The 20467-nt window shown below is 67.6% G+C and carries 20 protein-coding genes; 18 read left to right on the forward strand and 2 right to left on the reverse strand.

Features of this window, described 5'->3' with window-relative positions; genetic code table 11:
- Positions 1–36: 36 nt before the first annotated feature.
- Complete coding sequence (gloB, locus tag ACPEES_RS09950) at positions 37–807, reverse strand: hydroxyacylglutathione hydrolase (protein ID WP_435103317.1); 771 nt, start codon at positions 805–807, stop codon at positions 37–39.
- Positions 808–1060: 253 nt separating this feature from the next.
- Here gloB and ACPEES_RS09955 point away from each other — a divergent pair, with 253 nt between their 5' ends.
- Genes ACPEES_RS09955 through ACPEES_RS09980 form a run of 6 tightly spaced genes read left to right on the forward strand, consistent with a single transcriptional unit; the run spans position 1061 to position 5594 of the window.
- Positions 1061–1822, forward strand: coding sequence for a class I SAM-dependent methyltransferase (locus ACPEES_RS09955; RefSeq protein ID WP_435103318.1), 762 nt, complete (start codon positions 1061–1063; stop codon positions 1820–1822).
- A 3-nt stretch (positions 1823–1825) separates the two neighbouring features.
- Positions 1826–2278 carry a ribonuclease HI gene (gene rnhA, locus ACPEES_RS09960; protein WP_435103319.1) on the forward strand — a complete coding sequence of 151 codons (453 nt, stop codon included), beginning with the start codon at positions 1826–1828 and terminating at the stop codon, positions 2276–2278.
- Between the two features lie 56 nt (positions 2279–2334).
- Positions 2335–3072 (forward strand): DNA polymerase III subunit epsilon, encoded by a 738-nt coding sequence (gene dnaQ / locus ACPEES_RS09965; RefSeq protein ID WP_435103320.1) that lies wholly within the window; start codon positions 2335–2337, stop codon positions 3070–3072.
- Complete coding sequence (locus ACPEES_RS09970) at positions 3069–3800, forward strand: HAD family hydrolase (RefSeq protein WP_435103321.1); 732 nt, start codon at positions 3069–3071, stop codon at positions 3798–3800. The genes dnaQ and ACPEES_RS09970 overlap by 4 nt, the downstream gene beginning before the upstream one ends.
- Before the next feature lie 17 nt (positions 3801–3817).
- On the forward strand, positions 3818–4804 hold the full coding sequence (locus ACPEES_RS09975) for a YbgA family protein (RefSeq protein WP_435103322.1): 987 nt from the start codon (positions 3818–3820) through the stop codon (positions 4802–4804).
- 13 nt (positions 4805–4817) lie between these two features.
- Positions 4818–5594 carry a competence/damage-inducible protein A gene (locus ACPEES_RS09980; protein ID WP_435103323.1) on the forward strand — a complete coding sequence of 259 codons (777 nt, stop codon included), beginning with the start codon at positions 4818–4820 and terminating at the stop codon, positions 5592–5594.
- A 7-nt stretch (positions 5595–5601) separates the two neighbouring features.
- On the opposite strand, the gene ACPEES_RS09985 is transcribed toward ACPEES_RS09980, so the two are convergent.
- The gene (locus ACPEES_RS09985) at positions 5602–7107 is read right to left on the reverse strand and encodes an alkaline phosphatase D family protein (RefSeq protein WP_435103324.1); all 1506 of its coding nucleotides are present in this window, start codon (positions 7105–7107) and stop codon (positions 5602–5604) included.
- Between the two features lie 519 nt (positions 7108–7626).
- Between ACPEES_RS09985 and hypF the strand changes: the two genes are divergently transcribed.
- The 12 genes from hypF to ACPEES_RS10045 all read left to right on the forward strand — a co-directional run bounded on the left by hypF (position 7627) and on the right by ACPEES_RS10045 (position 20394).
- Positions 7627–10035 (forward strand): carbamoyltransferase HypF, encoded by a 2409-nt coding sequence (gene hypF / locus ACPEES_RS09990; protein WP_435103325.1) that lies wholly within the window; start codon positions 7627–7629, stop codon positions 10033–10035.
- Complete coding sequence (locus ACPEES_RS09995) at positions 10026–10310, forward strand: HypC/HybG/HupF family hydrogenase formation chaperone (protein WP_435103326.1); 285 nt, start codon at positions 10026–10028, stop codon at positions 10308–10310. The genes hypF and ACPEES_RS09995 overlap by 10 nt, the downstream gene beginning before the upstream one ends.
- Positions 10307–11002, forward strand: a complete 696-nt coding sequence (locus ACPEES_RS10000) for a D-sedoheptulose-7-phosphate isomerase (RefSeq protein ID WP_435103327.1) — start codon at positions 10307–10309, stop codon at positions 11000–11002. Before ACPEES_RS09995 ends, ACPEES_RS10000 begins: the two co-directional genes overlap by 4 nt.
- On the forward strand, positions 10999–12171 hold the full coding sequence (hypD, locus tag ACPEES_RS10005; protein ID WP_435103328.1) for a hydrogenase formation protein HypD: 1173 nt from the start codon (positions 10999–11001) through the stop codon (positions 12169–12171). Before ACPEES_RS10000 ends, hypD begins: the two co-directional genes overlap by 4 nt.
- Positions 12168–13265, forward strand: coding sequence for a hydrogenase expression/formation protein HypE (hypE, locus tag ACPEES_RS10010; protein WP_435103329.1), 1098 nt, complete (start codon positions 12168–12170; stop codon positions 13263–13265). Before hypD ends, hypE begins: the two co-directional genes overlap by 4 nt.
- Positions 13262–13630: a hydrogenase maturation nickel metallochaperone HypA gene (locus tag ACPEES_RS10015; protein WP_435103330.1), complete on the forward strand. Its 369-nt coding sequence runs from the start codon at positions 13262–13264 to the stop codon at positions 13628–13630. Before hypE ends, ACPEES_RS10015 begins: the two co-directional genes overlap by 4 nt.
- Before the next feature lie 6 nt (positions 13631–13636).
- On the forward strand, positions 13637–14476 hold the full coding sequence (gene hypB, locus ACPEES_RS10020; protein ID WP_435103331.1) for a hydrogenase nickel incorporation protein HypB: 840 nt from the start codon (positions 13637–13639) through the stop codon (positions 14474–14476).
- 98 nt (positions 14477–14574) lie between these two features.
- The gene (locus ACPEES_RS10025) at positions 14575–15180 is read left to right on the forward strand and encodes a HupE/UreJ family protein (RefSeq protein WP_435103332.1); all 606 of its coding nucleotides are present in this window, start codon (positions 14575–14577) and stop codon (positions 15178–15180) included.
- Positions 15181–15759: 579 nt separating this feature from the next.
- The gene (locus ACPEES_RS10030) at positions 15760–16782 is read left to right on the forward strand and encodes a substrate-binding domain-containing protein (RefSeq protein ID WP_435103333.1); all 1023 of its coding nucleotides are present in this window, start codon (positions 15760–15762) and stop codon (positions 16780–16782) included.
- Between the two features lie 68 nt (positions 16783–16850).
- Positions 16851–18383 carry a sugar ABC transporter ATP-binding protein gene (locus ACPEES_RS10035; RefSeq protein ID WP_435103334.1) on the forward strand — a complete coding sequence of 511 codons (1533 nt, stop codon included), beginning with the start codon at positions 16851–16853 and terminating at the stop codon, positions 18381–18383.
- Positions 18380–19402 (forward strand): ABC transporter permease, encoded by a 1023-nt coding sequence (locus ACPEES_RS10040; protein ID WP_435103335.1) that lies wholly within the window; start codon positions 18380–18382, stop codon positions 19400–19402. Before ACPEES_RS10035 ends, ACPEES_RS10040 begins: the two co-directional genes overlap by 4 nt.
- A 17-nt stretch (positions 19403–19419) precedes the next feature.
- A complete protein-coding gene (locus ACPEES_RS10045; protein WP_435103336.1) occupies positions 19420–20394 on the forward strand; it encodes a sugar-binding transcriptional regulator in 975 nt (324 codons plus the stop codon).
- Positions 20395–20467: the final 73 nt, after the last annotated feature.

Consider the following 20467-nt stretch of genomic DNA (forward strand, 5'->3'; position numbering starts at 1 on the left):
CCTCCTCGGCCTTGCTCAGTACCCGCGCGCTGCTGCCTAGAAGGAATCCTTCCAGGCGCGCACCGCGGCGAAGACGTCTACGGGGTCGGATAGCGTGCGCCCGGCATGCTGCTGCGCGTGCGCGCGGACCGAGGCGCTGTCGCTGCGCAGGAATGGGTTGGTCGCACGCTCCTCGGTGATGGTCGAGGGCAGGGTGATCAGGCCGTCCCTGCGCTGGGCGCGCACCCGCTCCAGGCGCTTGCGCAGATCGTCGTTGTCCGGTTCCGTCTCGATGGCGAAGGTCAGGTTCGCCTGGGTGTACTCGTGGCCGCAGTAGACACGCGTTTCCCCGGGCAATGCGGCGAAACGCTGCAACGTCGCGTACATCTGCGCCGGCGTGCCCTCGAACAGTCGCCCGCAGCCGCCGGCGAACAGCGTGTCGCCACAGAAGAGCATGCCGTCGCCGAAGTAGGCGATGTGGCCTGCGGTGTGGCCCGGGCAGTCGATGACGGCCAGCCGCAGGTCGAAGCCCTCTGGTTCCACCGTGTCGCCGTCTTCGAGGGCATGGGTGCGCCCCGGGATCCGCTCGTGGGCGGGTCCGTAGACGGGTACGTCACGCTCGCGGAGCAGGCTTCGCACGCCCCCGCAATGGTCGCCGTGGTGGTGGGTGACGAGAATGCCGGCAAGCTCCAGGCCGCGGGCGCGAAGCCCTTCGCTTACGGGCTTCGCGTCGCCGGGATCCACGACCAGCGCGCGGGTGTTCCCGGCGTCCGGGATGACCCAGATGTAGTTGTCCGAGAAAGCCCCGAGAGCGAACACGTCCTTCATAGCCGCCGAATGCTAACCGCTCACGCGGGAAACGTCCAAGTTGTTGTTCCGGTCACCGGTCGTGCGACGACTGCCGGGCCGGTACGTGCCGTGACGGAACCGGGCGGGCGCGTTATGCTCTAAAACTCACGCGGGCTCGCGTGATGGCACCGAGCACGCCGTTTCAGCGGGGGCCGGCCCGGGATGACGGGCCGGATCCGCCCGGCGCGGCGTCGGACAGGTACGGGCGGACGTCGTCCGACGGAGGCAGGCCGTGGCAAGCTCCATCCATCGCTGGTTCAATACGCCCCTCGGCCGGACCCTGATGGAAGTCGAGTGTCGGCTGCTCAGCCGCCGACTGGCGGCCGTCAATCACCGCAGCGTTCTTCAGGTCGGCGCATACGGCGCCGGCGAGCGGCCCGCCTTGTTCGGTGACGTGCGACAGTGGCTGGTGGACGACTGGCCCGGCGGTCCGGTGGACGTGGTCGCCGACCCGGCGGATATGCCGCTGACCAACGAGGCGGTGGATGCCGTGGTGCTCATTCATCAGCTGGAGTTTCATCCGTACCCGCACCAGGTGCTGCGCGAGGCCGAGCGCGTGCTTGCTCCCGAAGGCCGGCTTTTCGTGCTCGGTTTCAAGCCGTTGAGCTTCTGGGGCGTTCGCCGCATGCTCGCCGGTTTCCACGGAACCGACGCGCCGTGGAGCGGCCACTATTTCGGTCGGTTCCGACTGTATGACTGGTTGAAGCTGCTCGGCCTCGAAGTCCAGCGTCGCGAAGGGCTATTCTGTCGTCCGCCGGTGGACCGGCGTGCGCTGCTGAATATGCTCGCGCCGTTGGAGCGCCTGAGCGAACGCTATGCACGTGGTGCCGGCGGCGTGGCTCTCACTGTCGCGCACAAGCGTGTCGCGGGCATGACACCCCTGGCCGAACGCTGGCAGCCGCGCCTTCGCGTCGTCCACGGCGGGCTGGCGAGTGCCTCGCGCGTGGCTCAACGAAACAGCACCACGCGGCAATCGCGGACTACGGGAGACTGATCGTTGCATCGAGTGGAGATCTATACCGACGGGGCCTGCCGGGGTAATCCGGGCCCCGGCGGCTGGGGGGCGCTGCTGCGCTCCGGTGAGCACGAGCGCGAGCTCTGGGGCGGTGAGCCCCGGACGACGAACAACCGCATGGAGCTGACCGCGGCGATCCGGGCACTGGAATCTCTCACGCAGGCGTGCGAGGTGGATCTCACCACCGACTCGCAGTATGTGCGCAAGGGCGTGACCGAATGGATGCACAACTGGAAGCGCAACGGCTGGCGGACCAGTGCGCGCAAACCGGTGAAGAACGCGGACCTCTGGCAGCGGCTCGATGAGCTCGCCACACGGCACACCGTGCACTGGCACTGGGTGAGGGGGCATGCCGGCCACGCCGAAAACGAACGTGCCGATGCGCTTGCCAACCGCGGTATCGACGAGCTCGCGAGCGAGTTCGAGCGCGCCTGAGCATGCGCGGCAGCCGCAGCACTGGACGGACCATCGATTACGGAACCTGACCCCCCATGCGAGAGATCGTGCTGGATACCGAGACCACGGGTCTCGAGACCTCTGAAGGGCACCGCATCATCGAGATTGGCTGCTACGAGCTGAACTACCGCCGCCCCACCGGCCGGACGTTCCACTACTATGTCAATCCCGACCGCGAGGTGGATGCGGGAGCCGTCGAGGTGCACGGCATCACCAACGAATTCCTGGCGGACAAGCCGCGCTTCGGCGACATCGCCCAGGCGTTCCTGGAGTTCATCCGTGATGCCCGTCTGGTGATTCACAACGCGCCCTTCGACGTGGGGTTCCTGGACTACGAACTGGGCCTGCTCGGCGAGGCCTGGGGGCGCGTCGAAGACTATGCCACCGTGCTCGATACGCTGGCGATGGCGCGGGACATGCATCCGGGCCAGCGCAACACCCTGGATGCGCTGTGCAAGCGTTACGACATCGACAACGGCCACCGCGAGCTCCACGGGGCACTGCTGGACGCCCAGATTCTGGCGGACGTCTACCTGGCGATGACCGGCGGGCAAACGGCGCTGTCGCTTTCCGCGGAGGAGGGCGACAGCGGCGATGGCGGCGCCGTGGCGCGGGGTATCCGGCGACTGCCGGCCGAGCGCCCGCGGTTGCGCGTGATCGCCGCCGACGCGGGCGAGCAGGAACGCCACGACGCCTGGCTGGAACGTCTGGACAAGGCAGTGGACGGGGCCTGTGTGTGGCGCCGTCTCGGCAGTGGGGAGGCCAGCCAGTGACACACGAGCTGACCCCGCCGGTGGAGGCGGTCACTTTCGACCTGGACTACACGCTGTGGGATCTCGCCGGCGTCATCGAGCACGCCGAGGCCCGGGCTTACGAGGTGCTCGCCCGGGAGTTCCCACGGGTGGCCGAGCGCCTGTCCGCGGAGGACGTGCGGGCGCTGCGCGGTGAGGTCGCCGCCGAGCGGCCGGAGATCGTCCACGACGTCACCCACCTGCGCTGCGAAGCGTTCCGCCGAGCCGGCAGGGCCGGTGGCTATGCCGGGCAAGAGCTGGATACGCTCATCGAGCGCGTTTTTCACGCCTTTCTCGACGCCCGCCATGACGTGGTGCTGTTCGAGGACACGTTGCCGCTACTCGACTGGCTGCGCGGGCAGGGCGTGCGGGTGGGGGCCCTGACCAACGGTAATGCCGAGGTCCAACGTCTGGGGCTCGGCGGTTATTTCGACTTCGCTTTGTCGGCCGTGGACATCGGCGCGGCGAAGCCCTCCCATTTGGTATTCGAGGCCGCGCGTGGCCGCGCGGGCGTGTCCGCGGAGCGGATCGTGCATGTCGGTGACGATCCGCACAGCGATGTGGTGGGCGCGGCGGCGTTCGGCATGCAGGCAGTCTGGCTCAACCGCACCGACGAGGTTTGGCCCGAGGACGTGCCGCCGCGGCCGCGATGTGTGCAGGTTGCTACGCTGATGGAGTTGCAGGCGCATTTGGCCGAGCTACTCGAGTGATGACGCGCGTTGGCCGAGTGACAGATGCGAGCATCCCGCCGCCGAACACCGCTGAGGGCAGCACGGCGATCCGTCTTGGCGTGAGCGCCTGCCTGTTGGGACAGGCGGTACGTTTCGATGCCGGGCACAAGCATGATCGTTTCGTCGCCGACATCCTGAGCGATTACTTCGAGCTGCTGCCGGTGTGCCCCGAGGTCGCTATCGGGCTCGGCACCCCGCGTCCACCCATTCGGCTGGTTGGCGATCCCAGCGATCCCCATGCGGTGGGCACCCGGGATCCCGGCGTGGATGTCACCGACGCCCTGGCCGAATACGGGCACACCATGGCGCGTCGTCTGGAGGGCATCAGCGGTTACATCCTCAAGAGCAAGTCCCCGAGCTGTGGCATGGAGCGGGTCAAGGTCTACAGCGAGTCGGGCATGCCCGCCGGCCAAGGGACTGGCATCTATGCCGCCGAGATCATGCGCCATAACCCCCTGCTGCCGGTGGAGGAAGAAGGGCGGTTGAACGATCCGGTGCTGCGCGAGAATTTCATCGAGCGCGTCTATGCATACCGGCGGTGGCAGGAGCTGATGGCTGAGGGAGTTACCGCCGAATCGCTGGTGGGCTTTCACACCCGGCACAAGTTGATTCTCATGGCCCATGGCAAAGAGCACCTGCGTGAGCTCGGCCGTATGGTGGCACGTGCCGGTAGCGAGCCTATCGAGCGGCTTGCCGAGGCGTACGGCGCGCGTTTCATGGCTGCGTTGCGCCACAAGGCCACGCGCCGCCAGCACACCGACGTGTTGTTTCACGCCCTCGGCTACCTCAAGCGTCACCTCGACGCCGACGACAAGGCGGAGATGGTGGAGCTCATCCACGAATACCGTCAGGGGCGCGTGCCGTTGATCGTGCCGGTGACCCTGATGCGCCATCACTTCCGCCGTCACCCCGAGCCCTACATGGATCGCCAGCTCTACCTCACCTGGCAGCCCGCGGGATTGTCGTTGTGGAATCACATCTGAGGATCGCCAGCCCATGAGCGAGCGCCGCTTCGGCCTGATCGTCATCGGTGACGAATTGCTTTCCGGTAAACGCCGGGACAAGCATTTCCCCAGGGTCGTCGAGCTGCTCGACGCGCGCGGGCTGGAGCTGTCCTGGGTACGTTTCATCGGCGACGATGCCGAGTTGGTGGAACGGAATCTGCGGGAGAGCTTCGCCAGTGGCGACATCGTGTTCAGCTGCGGCGGCATAGGCGCGACCCCCGACGATCGTACCCGCGAATGCGCGGCGCGCGTGCTGGGCGTGCCGCTTACCCGCCATCCGGAAGGGATCGCCGAGCTGGAGGCGCGTTTCGGTGAACCGGTTGCGCAAGAGCGACGTCTGCGCCTGGTGGAGTTTCCGGAAGGCGCGGCCATCATTCCCAATCCGGTCAATCGCGTGCCCGGCTTCGCCATTCGTGAGCATTATTTCGTGCCCGGATTCCCCAACATGGCGTGGCCCATGATCGAGTGGGTCCTCGACCGTCATTATGCCTATCTGCACGCGCCGGGGCGGCACACGGAGCAGGCCATCCACGTTGACGGTGCCCGCGAGAGCGATGTCATTCCGCTGATGGAGCGCTTTGTCGCGGCCCACCCGGAGCTGCGTTTGTCCTGCCTGCCGAGCACCGATAGCGACCATTTTGCGCTGGAGCTCGGGATCCGCGGGCCCGCCGCGGCAGTGGAGGCCGGCATGGCCGAGATTCGTCGCGATGTGGATCGGCTCGGTTTCCGCTGGGAAGCGGTCAGCCTGATCCGGCGCGACGACTCGTGACCGACGCTCAATCGAGCGGAAGCACGGGGGTCGGCCCCGACGCCTCGAGCTCCCACCATGCACGCCATCGCGCCTCGCGCCGCTCCAGGATCAGGTAGTTCCGTTCGGCAGTGTAGATCCGCCGCTTCCCCGGAAGCGGGTGCAGGCGGATCGGGTGTTCGGGAAGTGGCGATTCGCCGAGCCGGGCGAGCGTGCTCAATGCTGTCGCGTACGCACCCGGCGGTGGTGGGTGTGCGATCCCGGAGGCCACCAGCTGGTGGATGGGGCCGCTGCGCGTGGTCATGGTGCCGCGGGTGGCGAGATGGATCTCCCCGGAAATCACCGTCACGGGCGTGTCCCCGCGCTCGTGGGTGGCAACGAGCGCATGCAGGAATTCCCGCCACTCGGTGCGATGGGCCCGGCTCTGCCATTGATCGCGGAGATCGTCCTCGTACTTCTGCGCGTGCGGAGTGAGCAGCATTACCGCCTCGACCCACGACAGGCGTGGCCCCAGCGCGGGTACGCTGGAGAGCACGAGCACGTGGCCCGCGTGCGTCGATTCGAGGGCGGCGCGCAGAGCGTTCCAGCCATCGGTGCCCATGACGCGGTTGGGTCGGCGTTCCGAGCGCAGATCCGGTGCCACCAGCGTGAGTCCCGGCAGCTGCAACGACCAGCTCAGGGTGGTGCCGCTGTCGTCGTGGCAGTATTCGGGGAGCGCCGCGTCCGTCGCCCCGAGCTGCAGCAGCAGGAAGTGCTCCCGCGCCACGTCGAATACGATGCGCCCGACCGGGCAGTCGAGCTGTGCTGCGGACAGCGATCCCCAGCCGTCGCAGATATCGTGGTCGTCCCACATGGCGAGTGACGGCACCCGGGCCAGCAGCCAGGCCACGGCGGGCTGGCTGTAGAGCTCCAGATAGCGTTCCAGCAGGTAGTCCCGCATCGCGGCCACCGCCGAGGGCGGCAGCGTCGTCGTTGCCGGGTCCTCGAGCTCGTTGCGGGCCCACGCACGCAGCGTGGGGTGTGTATCGAGCAACTCGTCGGCGTAGAGCTGATCGCCGCCATGGAGGAGCAGTTGAAACGGTCGCTCGCCATGCTGCTCGGCGAGCCGGCGCCATAATACGTTGCGCTCGGCGGTCTTGCGTTCGCGGTCGTCGTGTTCCTGGCCATTGCAGGTGACGTAGGCGATTCGCAGGTCGCCGTCGAATGCCGCGTTCACGGGGTAGTGGGTACCATCCAGCGTGTACCCGGCATCCGCCACGGCGGGCACCGTGAACGTGTAGCGAAGAAGCCGGTGGTCGCCCCGTTCCTGAAGGGTCTCCGCCGCAGCCGCGCCGCTATCGGTGGTCAGTGTCGGGGGCGTTTCCTCCCGCGGCCGCACGAGCACTACGGCGAGCCGCAACCGCGCGCCGTTCAGTCCCCGGGCGAAGAGGATGGGGCCAGTGCCCTGACCCTGCCACACGGTATCGCGGATCCGGGAGGCTTCGTCACTGGATTGCGGAGTGTCGTGGCGATGCGCGTGTGGGTCATGGCTCATGCCCTCGGCTCCCGGTTGGTTCTTCGATCATTCCCGGCGAGGGAGTCGTTGCCGGACATACTAACCCGGCAGTTGCTCTTGCCACATCTGAACGGATCCGTCACTGGCCTGATCGTCTCGGCAGGCCGTTTGCGGATATGCCGCCGGCAGGTCTGAGTAGCGCCGGACCACACGAATTGGGCGGGCCGCAGCCAGCGGATTGTATCGGTGGACTGCCAATCCGAGAGCTTCGATGACGCGTTCGAAGGGCGTACGGGGTCGAGCGCGCCGGAGGTGGCCGACATGGGCAAGGCGGTCCGAGTGGTGGAACGAGTGACGGCGGCTATGCTTTCGGCAGCGCCGGAGACCAACCATCGGTGCATGGTGCTCGGTACCGCGGGAGATGTGAGATGAGTGGCTGAATCACTGTCTGCATCGGTGTGTTGGTGCTCGCAGTCGTGGCGATCGCGTTCAACGCGAGGGACATCGCCCGAAACCTGCGTATCCGCTCCAAGTGAGGGCGTGGAGGGAGAAGAAATCGTGGCGATCACCCGGCTGGCGCGCAACCCGATGGCCACGTCCGAAGTCGCGGCCGGGGAAACCGTGCGGGTGCGTGGCCTCGTGCAGGGCGTGGGGTTTCGGCCCACGGTCTGGCGGCTTGCAACGGAGTGCGGGCTCGACGGCGAGGTCTGGAACGATGGCGACGGCGTGGTGATCCGTATCTGGGGCGAGTCCGGTGTTCGCCAGCGCTTGCTGGATCGGCTCATCCACGAGCCACCGCCGCTGGCGCGTATCGACGCGCTGGTGCGCGAAACCATCGGCGAGCCGCCACCGGCGCCCGGCTTTCACATCGTCGCCAGCCGCGGCGGGGGGGTGCGCACCGGCGTCGTCCCGGATGCCGCTACCTGTGCGGCGTGTCTTGCCGAGATACGTGATCCCGCCGACCGTCGCCACGGCTACGCATTCACCAACTGTACCCACTGCGGGCCGCGCCTGACCATCGTGCAGGCCATCCCTTATGACCGGGCCAACACCAGCATGGCCGCTTTTGCCATGTGCCCGCGTTGTCGCTCGGAATACGACGATCCCGGCGACCGGCGCTTTCACGCCCAACCCAATGCCTGCCCGGACTGCGGTCCGCGGCTGTGGCTGGAAACCGCAGGCGGGACGGCGGTCGCTGCGACCGACACCATGGCCGCCGTCCGCGGTTTGCTGGCCGACGGGGCCATCGTCGCCGTGAAGGGGCTCGGCGGTTTTCACCTCGCCGTTGATGCTCGCGATGAAACCGCCGTCGCTCGGCTGCGCGCGCGCAAGCGCCGCCATCACAAACCGTTCGCGCTGATGGCCCGCGATGTAGCGGTGATCCGCCGCTACTGCACGGTAAGCGAGACGGAAGTCGAGCTCCTGGCCAGCGCCGCCGCGCCGGTGGTGATCCTGGAGGCCGACGGCCCGGGCACGCTCGCCGCTGCCGTGGCGCCCGGACATCGCACCCTGGGGTTCATGTTCCCCTACGCCCCACTGCACCATCTGCTGCTGGCGGGCCTGGATCACCCGCTGGTGCTCACCAGCGCTAACCAGTCCGAGGAGCCCCAGTGCACGGACAATGATGAGGCCCGCAGCCGGCTTGCCGCGGTGGCCGACTACTGCCTGATGCACGACCGGCCGATCGCCAGCCGTGTGGACGACTCCGTGGCCCGGGTGATGGCCGGTGTGGCGCATCTCCTGCGCCGGGCCCGCGGCTATGCACCGGCCCCCATTGCCCTGCCGGCTGGCTTCGAGGCAGCGCCGCCCGTGCTCGCCATGGGCGGTGAGCTGAAGAATGCGTTCTGCCTGGTGCGCGACGGTGCGGCGATCGTCTCCCAGCACATGGGGGATCTGGCGAATGCTGCGACCTACGCGGACTATCGCCGCAACCTGGCACGCTACGCCGAGCTGTTCGATCATCGTCCGGCGTTCGTCGCCGTCGACCGTCACCCGGACTACCTCGCCGGCAAGCTCGGCAGCGACTACGCGGCCCGCGAGGGACTGCCGGTGACAACGGTGCAACACCACCACGCCCACCTAGCCGCGTGCATGGCCGACAACGGCGTACCCATCGGCGCTGGCCCGGTACTCGGCGTCGCTCTGGACGGCCTCGGCTACGGCGACGACGGCACGGTCTGGGGGGGCGAATGGCTGCTTGCCGACTACCGCGGGTACGTGCGCCTGGCCCGGTTCGCCCACGTGCCCCTGATCGGCGGCGAGCAGGCCGTCCGAGAGCCCTGGCGACTGGCCTACGCACACATCGTGGCCGCCCTCGGCTGGCCCGCGTTCCAGCGGGACTACAAGCGGCTCCCGTTGTGTGCGGCCCTGCGGGAGCGGCCGCTGGCAACGCTCGACGCCATGATCGCCCGGGGCCTGAACTGCCCGGTAACGAGCTCCTGCGGCCGACTGTTCGATGCCGTTGCCGCGGCCGTGGGTCTCTGCCGCGATAGTGCCGGCTACGAAGGACAGGCTGCCATCGAGCTGGAGGCGTCCATCGACGCCGAGACCTGGGCGGACACGGACGATGGCTATCCATTCGCTGTCAGTGACGTGGACGGGCTCACCGTGCTCGACGCGGCGCCGCTATGGTCGGTGTTGCTGGACGATCTCGCCCGCGGGACATCGCCGGCGGTGATCGCCGCGCGCTTTCACCGGGGGCTGGCCGCAGCCGTGGTTTCGCTCACCTTGGAGCTCAGGCGGTGTCCGGAGCTTCCGGACCGGGCGCCGGTCGCGCTGTCCGGCGGCGTTTTCCAGAACCGGCGCCTGTTCGAGGCCGTCGTCGACGAACTGGATGCGCAGGGTCTGCGCGTGCTCTTTCATCGTCAGGTGCCGGCCAACGACGGCGGGCTTTCCCTGGGCCAGGCGGCGGTTGCCGGCGCGCGCGCACTCATGCCAACGGCTGATGGGGTGTCGTCATGTGTCTAGGCATTCCGGGGCAGATCGTGGCGATCAGCGATGCGGACAATCTCCGCGGCATCGTCAGCGTCGCGGGGGTGCGCCGGGAGATCAACCTGCACTGCGTCGTCGACGACGACCATCCGGTGACGGACTGTCTCGGCACCTGGGTGCTGGTGCACGTGGGCTTCGCCATGAGCCGCATCGACGAGGACGAAGCTGCCCGCACGCTTGCCCTCCTCGCCGAGCTCGGCGAGATGCAGCAGGAGCTGGAGGCCATGGAGCACTCCGGGAGCCGGCAATGAGCGACGACAGGCTCGAATCCCTGTATCCATTCCTGCACGGCGGCCGCAAGGACGCCAGCCGGGAAGATGCCGCATTGCTGGAGTCCGTGCGGCAGAAGGCGGCTCACAGCGTCGAGGTCAAGCGCGGGTTCTTCGACGCCAACGGCCAGCGCGTGGTGGACGCCGCCCGCACTATTGCCGAGGTTTACCGCGGCGGCGGGCGACTGTTCGCCATGGGCAACGGCGGCTCGAGCTGCGATGCCGCCCACTTTGCCGTGGAGTTCCTTCATCCCATCACCGCCGGGCGTCCGGCACTCGCCGTGGTGAACCTGGTGGCCGACACGGCCATGATGACCGCCGTGGGCAACGACGTGGGCTTCGAGCACGTGTTCGTCCGCCAGCTCATCGCCCACGCCCGGGCGGGCGACGGCCTGGTGGGCTTCTCCACCAGCGGCAACTCGGCCAATCTCCTCGCGGCCTTCGCCCGCGCCCGGGAGATGGGGCTCGCGACCATAGGGTTCGCCGGCGGCGAGGGCGGGCGCATGGCGGTGAGTGATGACGTGCAGGTATGCCTCACCGTGGCCACTGACAGCATTCACCGCGTGCAGGAATGCCACGTCGCCACCTATCACATCATCTGGGATCTCGTGCACACACTGCTGGCCGACGATCGCGGTGAACTCGAGGTTCGCGGCGGGGGAGAGGGGTCATGAAGTACGTGGACGAGTTCCGCGATCCCGGCAAGGCCCGTGCGCTGCTGCGCGAAATCCGGGCGCTGGTCGCCGATATCCCGGTCTGCCGGCGTCGGCCCCTGCAGTTTATGGAGGTCTGCGGCGGGCATACCCACTCGATCTTCAAGTACGGCCTGGAGACCATGCTCCCCGAGGAGATCGAGTTCGTCCACGGCCCGGGATGTCCGGTCTGCGTGCTGCCCATGGGGCGGGTGGACGACTGCGTCGCGCTTGCCGAGCATCCCAGCGTCATCTTCACCACCTTCGGCGACGCCATGCGGGTGCCCGGCTCGAAGAAGAGCCTGTTGCAGGCGAAGGCCGACGGTGCGGACGTGCGCATGGTCTACTCGCCCATGGATGCGCTGGCCATCGCCCGTGCCAATCCGGATCGCGAGGTGGTGTTCTTCGGCCTCGGGTTCGAGACCACTATGCCCAGTACCGCCATGACCGTGCTCGAGGCCGAGCGCGAAGGCATCGGCAATTTCTCGCTGTTCTGCAACCACATCACCATCATCCCCACGATCAAGGCGATCCTGGACTCCCCGGCGCTCACCCTGGACGGTTTCCTGGGGCCTGGACACGTGAGTATGGTCATCGGCACCGCACCGTATGACTTCATTTGCCGCCACTACGGCAAACCGCTGGTGGTGGCCGGCTTCGAACCGCTGGATATCCTCCAGTCCGTGTGGATGGTACTCGGGCAGATCGCCGAAGGCCGCTGCGAGGTGGAGAACCAGTACCGCCGGGTGGTGCCCGAGGCCGGCAACGACCCGGCACTCGCCGCCGTGCACCGGGTCTTCGAGCTGCGCGAGTTCTTCGAGTGGCGCGGACTCGGCTCCATCGACCACTCCGGGGTGCGCATGCGCGAGGCCTACGCGGCGTTCGACGCCGAGCGCCGGTTCCCGGTACCCAACCTCAGGATCGCCGATCCCAAGTCCTGCCAGTGTGGCGAGGTGTTGAAGGGCGTGATCAAGCCCTCCCAGTGCAAGGTCTTCGGCAGCGCCTGTACCCCGGAGACGCCGTTGGGGGCGCTGATGGTCTCCTCCGAAGGCGCCTGTGCCGCCTACTACAACTACGGTGGGGTGCGGCTCGGAAAGCCGGACCGGCGGAATGACGGCGGTCGCCTGGCGCCTGCGGAGACACGGCAATGAGCGCCCGCCGGGACTCGCGACGCCCCGGTAGCGAATCATCCGCGGGCATGCGCCGGCGCACGGGGCGGGTGCGGGATACCCGCATCACGCTCTCCCATGGTAGCGGTGGCAAGGCGATGCGGGATCTCATCGACGATGTTTTCGTCGCTGAGTTCGACAATCCGCGTCTCGCCGGCCTCGACGATCAGGCCCGAGTGCCCCTGGCCGAGTTGGCCGGGCTGGGGGACCGGCTGGCGTTCACCACGGATTCCTACGTGGTGGATCCGCTGTTCTTCCCCGGCGCGGACATCGGCATGCTCGCGGTCAACGGCACGGTCAACGATCTGGCCGTAGGCGGTGCCCGGCCGCTGTTTCTCTCCTGCAGCGTGATCCTGGAGGAAGGTCTGGACGTGGACGTCCTGCGCCGGGTGGCTTCGTCGATGCAGGCAGCCGCTGCTGAAGCCGGCGTCGCGGTGGTGACCGGCGATACGAAGGTCGTGCCTCGTGGGTCGGCTGACAAGCTCTACATCAACACCGCCGGCATCGGCGTGATCCGTGAAGGCGTGAGGCTCGGCGCGGCATCCATTCGTGCCGGTGACGTCATCCTGGTCAACGGCGCGCTCGGCGATCATGGGGTGGCCGTGCTGAATGCCCGGGGGGACCTGGCGCTGGAGGCCGCCATCGAGAGCGACTGCCAGCCTCTCAACGGCCTGGTCGACGCGCTGCTGGCCGCCTGTCCGTCAGTACGCTGCCTGCGGGATGCGACCCGGGGCGGCGTCGCCAGCGTGCTCAATGAGTATGCCCTGGCGTCCGGGCTGTGCCTGCACCTCGACGAGACGGCACTGCCGATCCGGGAGGCGGTCAAGGGCGTATGCGAGATCCTCGGTCTCGATCCCCTCTATCTCGCCAACGAGGGCAGGCTCGTGGCCGTGGTGCCGCCCGACGAAGCCGACGCGGCGCTTGCCGCGTTGCGCGGGCACCCGGCGGGACGGGAGGCGGTCGCGGTGGGCACCGTCGAGGACACACCGGAAGGGACGGTCGTGATGAGTACTGTCTTTGGCGGCGATCGCATCGTCGACATGCTGGTCGGCGAGCAGCTGCCGCGGATCTGTTGACCGGTAAGCTGGCCGTGCATGAGCTCGCACTGACCGAAAGCATCATCGCCGCCTGCCGCGAACGCGCCGATGGCGCCCCAGTGCTGCGCGTCACCGTGGAGGTGGGGCGGCTCACCTGCGTGATGCCCGAGGCGTTGCGTTTGTGCTTCGAGGCCTGTAGCGCCGGCACCGAGTTGGAGGCGGCGACGCTCGAGATCGTCGCGACCCCGGGGCGGGCGCGCTGCCGGGACTGCGGCCGTGATGTGATGCTGGACCATGTTCTCGCCGCGTGTGCCTGCGGATCGGTGAATCTCACTGTGCCCCAGGGCGGTGACCGATTGTGCGTGCGGTCGATGGAGCTCGGCGAGAGCCTGATGGAGGAGTGAGGCACCATGTGTACCACCTGCGGCTGCTCCGGCGACGGCGAAGCCACCGTCAGCGACCCCGATACCGGCGAGCGCCGGCCGGTCACCGCCCATGACCGCTCCGGCGGGCATGGCCATCATCATACGCATCGCCATACCCACGACCACGGCGATGCGCATGCCCACGCCAATGTCACGACCGTGGCGATGGAGCAGGAGTTGCTCGCCCACAACGACCGGCTGGCAATGCGCAACCGCGGCTGGTTCGAGGGACGGGGCATCCTCGCGCTCAACCTGGTGAGCTCACCCGGTGCCGGCAAGACCACGCTCATCGAGCGCACCATCCGCGAGCTGGGGGACGAGTACTCCGTGAGCGTCATCGAAGGCGACCAGGAAACCGACTTCGACGCCGAGCGCATTCGGGCCACGGGCTGCCGGACGGTACAGATCAACACCGGGACCGGCTGCCACCTGGACGCCGACATGCTCGCGCGGGCGCTCGAGGATCTGGCTCCGCCCCTGGGCTCGGTGGTGCTGATCGAGAACGTGGGCAACCTGGTGTGCCCGGCGCTGTTCGATCTGGGGGAGCGGGCCAAGGTCGCGATCCTCTCGGTGACCGAAGGCGACGACAAACCACTCAAGTATCCGCACATGTTCCGGGCGGTCCGGCTCATGGTGGTCAACAAGACCGATCTGCTGGCACACGTGGACTTCGACGTCGCCCGCTGTGTAGGCTACGCCCGCCGAATCAATCCAATGATCGAGGTACTGGAGCTTTCCGCTCGCACCTGCGAGGGCATGGAGAGCTGGTATGACTGGCTGCGCGCGCAGCGCGCGGCGACGGCGTCCACTCACACGTCCACGTGAGTGCCGCCGTATTGGCGGATGGCTGCCCGCGCAATGCGCGGCGGGCATTCGTGCCATCTTGGAACCATCAAAGGGGCGGAGCCCCAAAAGGAGGTCACATGGACATTCGACGAGCAACTAGCCGAGCCGCCGCGCTCACCGTACTGGCCCTGTCCCCGGCGCTGGCGCTGGCGCATACCGGGGTCGGGGCCACCGGCGGCCTGGTACACGGGTTCATGCACCCCATCGGCGGGCTCGATCACATTCTGGCCATGCTAGGCGTCGGCCTGGTGGCCGCGAATCTCGGTGGCCGTGCGCTGTGGCTGGTGCCGGCGAGCTTCGTCGCCATGATGGCGGTGGGCGGCGGCCTGGGCGTGGCGGGCATGCCTCTGCCGTTCCTGGAAATCGGCATTGCGCTGTCGGTCGTGGTCCTGGGCGCGCTTATCGCGGCGCAGGTGGCGCTGCCGGTGGCCGCGGCCATGGCGGTGGTCGGCTTCTTCGCCGTCTTTCACGGCCACGCCCACGGCGCGGAAATGCCGGCAACCGCCTCCGGGCTGGCTTACGGCGCCGGTTTCATGGGCGCCACGGCGCTGCTGCACGCCGCCGGCATCGGCCTCGCCACGGGCGTAACCCGCATCGGCCAGGCCGTCGGCCGCAACAGCGTGCGCGTCGCCGGCGCGGCAATGAGCGTGGCGGGCATCGTCATTCTCGTCCAGGCGGTCTGAGTGCCCGGCGCCACGCGCCGACAGTGACTTGCGGCCGCAGGGGCGCTTTCGCCCCGGCGGCTGCCGTATCCCTTCCCGGCTTCTGCCAACGCGCGTTCGCACGCTTCGGTGTCGCGCATTGCTCGATCCCCCTTTCATCTCCCCGGGCGCCGCAACCGCGGCTCGTATTCCATTCGCCAGGCGCGCTCGCTGACGCCGTAGCTGCCCGACGTTCCGCTGATTGGCAGCGCGTGCCGCCCGGACTGCCACTGTAGCCGTGCACGGGTATCGGTCTATCGGTCGCGCTCGTTCTCCCGGCGACGTCTCGCCCTTCTCACTCCCCGATTTCGCCTTCTTCCGCCATCCAGACTGATCACGGAAAGCGTCCGGCGAGTCCCGGACGCTCACGACGACAGCGTGAGTTGACATCGGGAGGAGGAGCGCTTAATTTTCGTGGTGTGCAAGATATTACGTATATCGCAAAATTTTGCGAATGCGTGTCACCCAGGGCTTCCGGGTGAATCCGAACAACGATCCGAACCGCGCGTGCCGCCCGAGACGATCCGGCGGTGTCGCGCCAACCGATGAGGAGAGCCAGCCATGACCCGTATGCTTCGCGGCCTGACCGCATCCGCGCTGTTTGCGCTCGCCATGCCCGCGGTGGCTGCAGAAACGCCGCAGACGCCGTTTCACTGTGAGCCCGGCGAGACCTACTACATGAACGTCATGATGTCGGGCATCGAGTACTGGAAACCGGTGTTCGAGATGTTCCAGCAGGCCGCCGAGCAGATGGGCTGCGAGGCCAAGTTCACCGGCACGCCGGAGTACGATGTCAACCGTCAGCTCGCGACCTTCGAGCAGGTGCTGGCCCGGGACCCGGCGGGCATTTTCCTCCACCCCATGAACCCCGACCCGTTCATCGGCCCCATCGAGCGTGCCCGGAAGATGGGCGTACCGGTGGTCACCTTCGCTGCCGATTCGCCGCGCAGCGACCGTGTTTCGTACATCACCTCCAATAACACCCGCGAGGGCCGCATCGCCGCCGATACCGTCGCCGAGGCGCTGGATGGCGAGGGCAAGTACGCCGTGCTGGAGAACCCGGGCCAGGACAACCACGACCGCCGCACCGCGGCGTTCATCGAGCGGATGGAATCGGAGTATCCGGATATGGAGCTGGTCTCCCAGGCCGCCAGCAATCAGGACCCCAGCAAGGCCTACAACGCCGTGCTCACCATCGGACAAAGCCATCCGGATCTCGATGCGGTGTTCATGCCCGAGGCGACCTCGGCAATCGGCGCTGCCCAGGCAGCCAAGGAGCTCGGCAAGGACATCGTCATCATGAGTGTCGACATCAACGCCAAGGTGCTCGACATGATCAAGGCGGGCGAGATGCACGCCGCGATCAATCCCGACCAGGGGATGCAGGGCTACATGGGCTTCATGCTCACCTGGCTGGCGGCGCACCCCGAGCTCATCGACCCCATGAACGACTACCAGAGCAAGGGCTTCAACCCGATGCGCGTGCCCTACGTGGATAACGGGCTGAGCGTGGTCACCGCCGAGAACGCCGACGCCTTCTACTGGGACAAGTACGAGGCCGCGCGGGAAGGGGCGGAGCAGTAGCGTGCGTGGCGGCGGTGCAGCGACGCGCGCCGCCGCCCTGGTTCCATGCGGGTACGCGGGGTACGCCCATGCACACTGACATCGCCCTCGAATTACGGGGCATCAGCAAATCGTTCGGCGCCGTGCAGGCCCTCCGGGACGTGGATCTGGAGCTCCGTGCCGGCGAGATTCACGCGCTCGCCGGTGAGAACGGAGCCGGCAAGTCCACGCTCATGAAGGTGATCGACGGCATCGTCACGCCGGATGCCGGGGAGATTCGCCTCTTCGGCGAACCGACACGCATCACCAGCCCGGCGCGGGCCCAGGCGCTCGGTATCGGCCTGGTGCACCAGGAGATCGCGTTGTGCCCGGATGTCAGCGTCGCCGAGAATATTTCCATGGCGCTGACCAGCGCCGAGCGCGCGCCGCTGATGAATTTCCGCCGCTTGCGCGAGCGCGCCGAACGGATTCTCGAGCAGCTTCACCCGGTGCCCGTACGCGCCCGCGCCGGGGATCTGTCCATCTCCGACCAGCAGGTGGTGGAGATCGCCAAGGCGCTCACGCTCGACTGCCGGATACTGATCCTGGACGAGCCTACCGCGGCGCTCACCGACACCGAGACCGCGAACCTTTTCTCGATTCTGCGCGAGCTCCGGGCCCAGGGCATCGCAATCATCTACATCAGCCACCGCATGGCCGAGATTTTCGAGCTCTGCGATCGCGCGACCGTGCTGCGGGACGGGCAGTACGTCGGTACTTGCCGGATCGCCGACAGCTCCCCCGACGAGCTCGTGGCGAAGATGGTTGGCCGTGAGCTCGGCGATCTGTTCCCGCCCAAGTGTACCGACGTCCCCGGTGACACCCTTCTGGCGGTGGAAGGGCTGTCCGACGGTGGCATCGTCCATGACGTCAGCTTCACGCTTCGCGCCGGCGAGATCGTCGGCCTCGGTGGGCTCATCGGTTCCGGGCGTACGGAAACCGCGTGCAGCATTTGCGGCCTCGGCCCGCGTGTGTCGGGTAGCGTGCGTATCGCCGGCCGCGAGCTCCGCCCGGGGCGCTACAGCGACAGCATTCGGGCCGGCCTCGTGTATCTCTCCGAAGACCGCAAGGGGCAGGGCCTGTTTCTCGACATGCCAGTGGCCGCGAACGTCTCGGCGCTGGCGCCGGCGCAAGTGTCCACGCGCCTGGGCATGATCGACCGCCGACGCGAGCGCGCGCAGGCGGCACGCCTCGGGAAGCGGTTGCATCTCAAGACGGGCGCTCCGGATGACCCGGTCTCCGCGCTGAGCGGCGGCAACCAGCAGAAGGTCGCACTGGCGAAGCTACTGTCCGTGGATCCGTCGGTGGTGATCCTCGACGAGCCCACGCGCGGTGTCGATGTGGGTGCGAAGTCGGAGATCCACCACATGCTGCGCAACCTCGCCAACCGCGGCATGGGCGTGCTGGTGATTTCCTCCGAGCTGCCCGAGCTCATCGGTCTGTGCGACCGGGTGCTGGTGGTTCACGAGGGCACCATCGCCGGTGAAATGAGCGCGGAAGCGCTCAGCGAAGAACGAATCATGCGGCTCGCCTCCGGCCTGGGGATGCACGAGGCGGAGACCGCCGGGGAGGAGATGCAATGAGTGCGAACAACGTCATGAGTACCGCGGAAACCGGCAATCGAACCGTGGGTGCCGCGACGGCGCGAGCGCCGTCGTTCTTCCGTCAACTGGCGGGCATGCGCGAGGCCGGGCTCATCACGATCATCGTCGCGTTGTTCGTGATCATGAGCTTCGCCTCGCCTTATTTCCTGACACTGAGCAATATCAAGGCGATGCTGCTGTCGTTCTCGGTGGAGGGCATCGTCGTGGTGGGCATGACCATACTGCTCATCGTCGGCGGGCTCGATCTCTCCGTGGGCTCCGTGGTGTGTCTTGCCATGGTGGTCAGCGGCCAGCTTTTCCTGATGGGGCTCGATCCCTGGTTGGCGGCGCTCTGCGGTATCGGTTCGGCCTCGGCGATCGGCGCGGTCATGGGGTTCTTCGTCACCCGCGTGGGGCTGCACCATTTCATCGTCTCGCTGGCGTTCATGGTGATCGCCCGCGGCGCGGCGCTCGCCATCACCGAGGGCACACCGCTGTCGCTGTTCACACTACCGCCGGCGGTGAAGTTCGTCGGCCAGGGGTCGCTGTGGGGCGTCCCGTTCACGATCATCGTCTTCGTCGCGCTCGTGATCGCCTTCGACTACCTGCTGCGGCACGCGACGGCGTTCCGGAAGGTGTTCTACACCGGCAGCAACGAGCAGGCCGCCGCTTACTCGGGCATTCGCACCGATCGCGTCAAGTTCCTGGTCACGGTGCTGTGCTCGACGCTGGCGGGCGTGGCCGGCGTGATCTACATGGCCCGCCTCGGCTCGGCGCCGCCCACCTTCGGCGTGGGCATGGAGCTCGATGTCATCGCCGCCGCGGTGATCGGCGGGGCCAGCCTCAAGGGCGGGTCCGGCTCGGTGCTTGGCGCGGTGCTTGGCGTGGCGCTGCTGTCGGTGGTCACCAACTCGCTGGTGCTGCTCGACGTCTCCGTTTATTGGCAGGACATGATCAAGGGGCTGATCCTGCTCGCCGCCGTATCACTCGACCATTTCATGACCCGGCGGCGCGGATAGATAGAAGGAGTACCCGGATGGCAACGCCCAAGGATAGCAAGCGTTACGAGACCGAGCGACGCATCTACCGCACGCTGCAGATGCACTACCTGGAAGGCATGAAGCAGTCGGAGATCGCCCGGGTGACGGGCGACTCCGTCGCCACGGTGAGCCGTCTGATCAAGCAGGGCCACGAGCTGGGCATGGTCGAGATCAACATCCGCTCGCCCTTCGCGCCGACGCTCGACCTGGAGCGTGAGCTCATGGCGGCAGCCGGCCTGGATGAGGTGCTGGTGGTGCCCGCGGTATCCGACAACGAGGCGATCGTGCTGCAGAGCGTCGGCGAGGCGGCCGCGAACCTGCTCATGAGCCGCATCGGCAACGGCGCGACGATCTGCATCACCGGCGGCAAGGGCGTCACGGCGACCGTGGAGGGCATGGCCGGGGGGCATGACTTCGATGTCGAGGTGGTGCCCACCACCGGACTCGTTCAGGGCAAGCACTATACCGATGTGAACCACGTCGCCTCTGAGATGGCGCGCAAGCTCGGCGGTCGGGCGTACCAGATTCATGCGCCCATGTTCGCCGACACCGCCCAACAGCGCGACGTGCTGCTGGAGATGCGCTCGGTGCGTGACGTCTTCGACCGTGCGCGTCGGGCGAGCGTCGCCGTGGTGGGCATCGGCTCCATCGAATCCGATCAGTCGAGCTATTTCGACCTGCATCCCGACGGCATTGCCGACCGCGACCGGATCCTCGAGATGGGCGCGAAGGCGGAGCTGATCGCGCACCTGCTCGATGGCGACGGTGCGCTGTGCGATTACTCCATGAACGCGCACCTGGTGGCGCTGCGTCCCGACGAGCTCCACGACATTCCCTGCACCATCGGCGTGGCTTCCGGTGCCGCGAAGGTGGAGCCCATCCGTAGCGTGCTGCGCGGCGGGCACCTGCGTGCGCTGGTCACCGACGAGCGTACCGCCCGCGCCGTCCTCGATCTGCTGCGATCCTGCTAGCCCGCCGGCGCGTCCGCGAGCTCGACGCTTTTCGGTTGGCCTGCGGATGCCCGCCGGCGCGAGCCACACTCAC

The sequence above is a fragment of the Arhodomonas sp. AD133 genome, from assembly GCF_051195215.1.
Lineage (GTDB): Bacteria > Pseudomonadota > Gammaproteobacteria > Nitrococcales > Nitrococcaceae > Arhodomonas.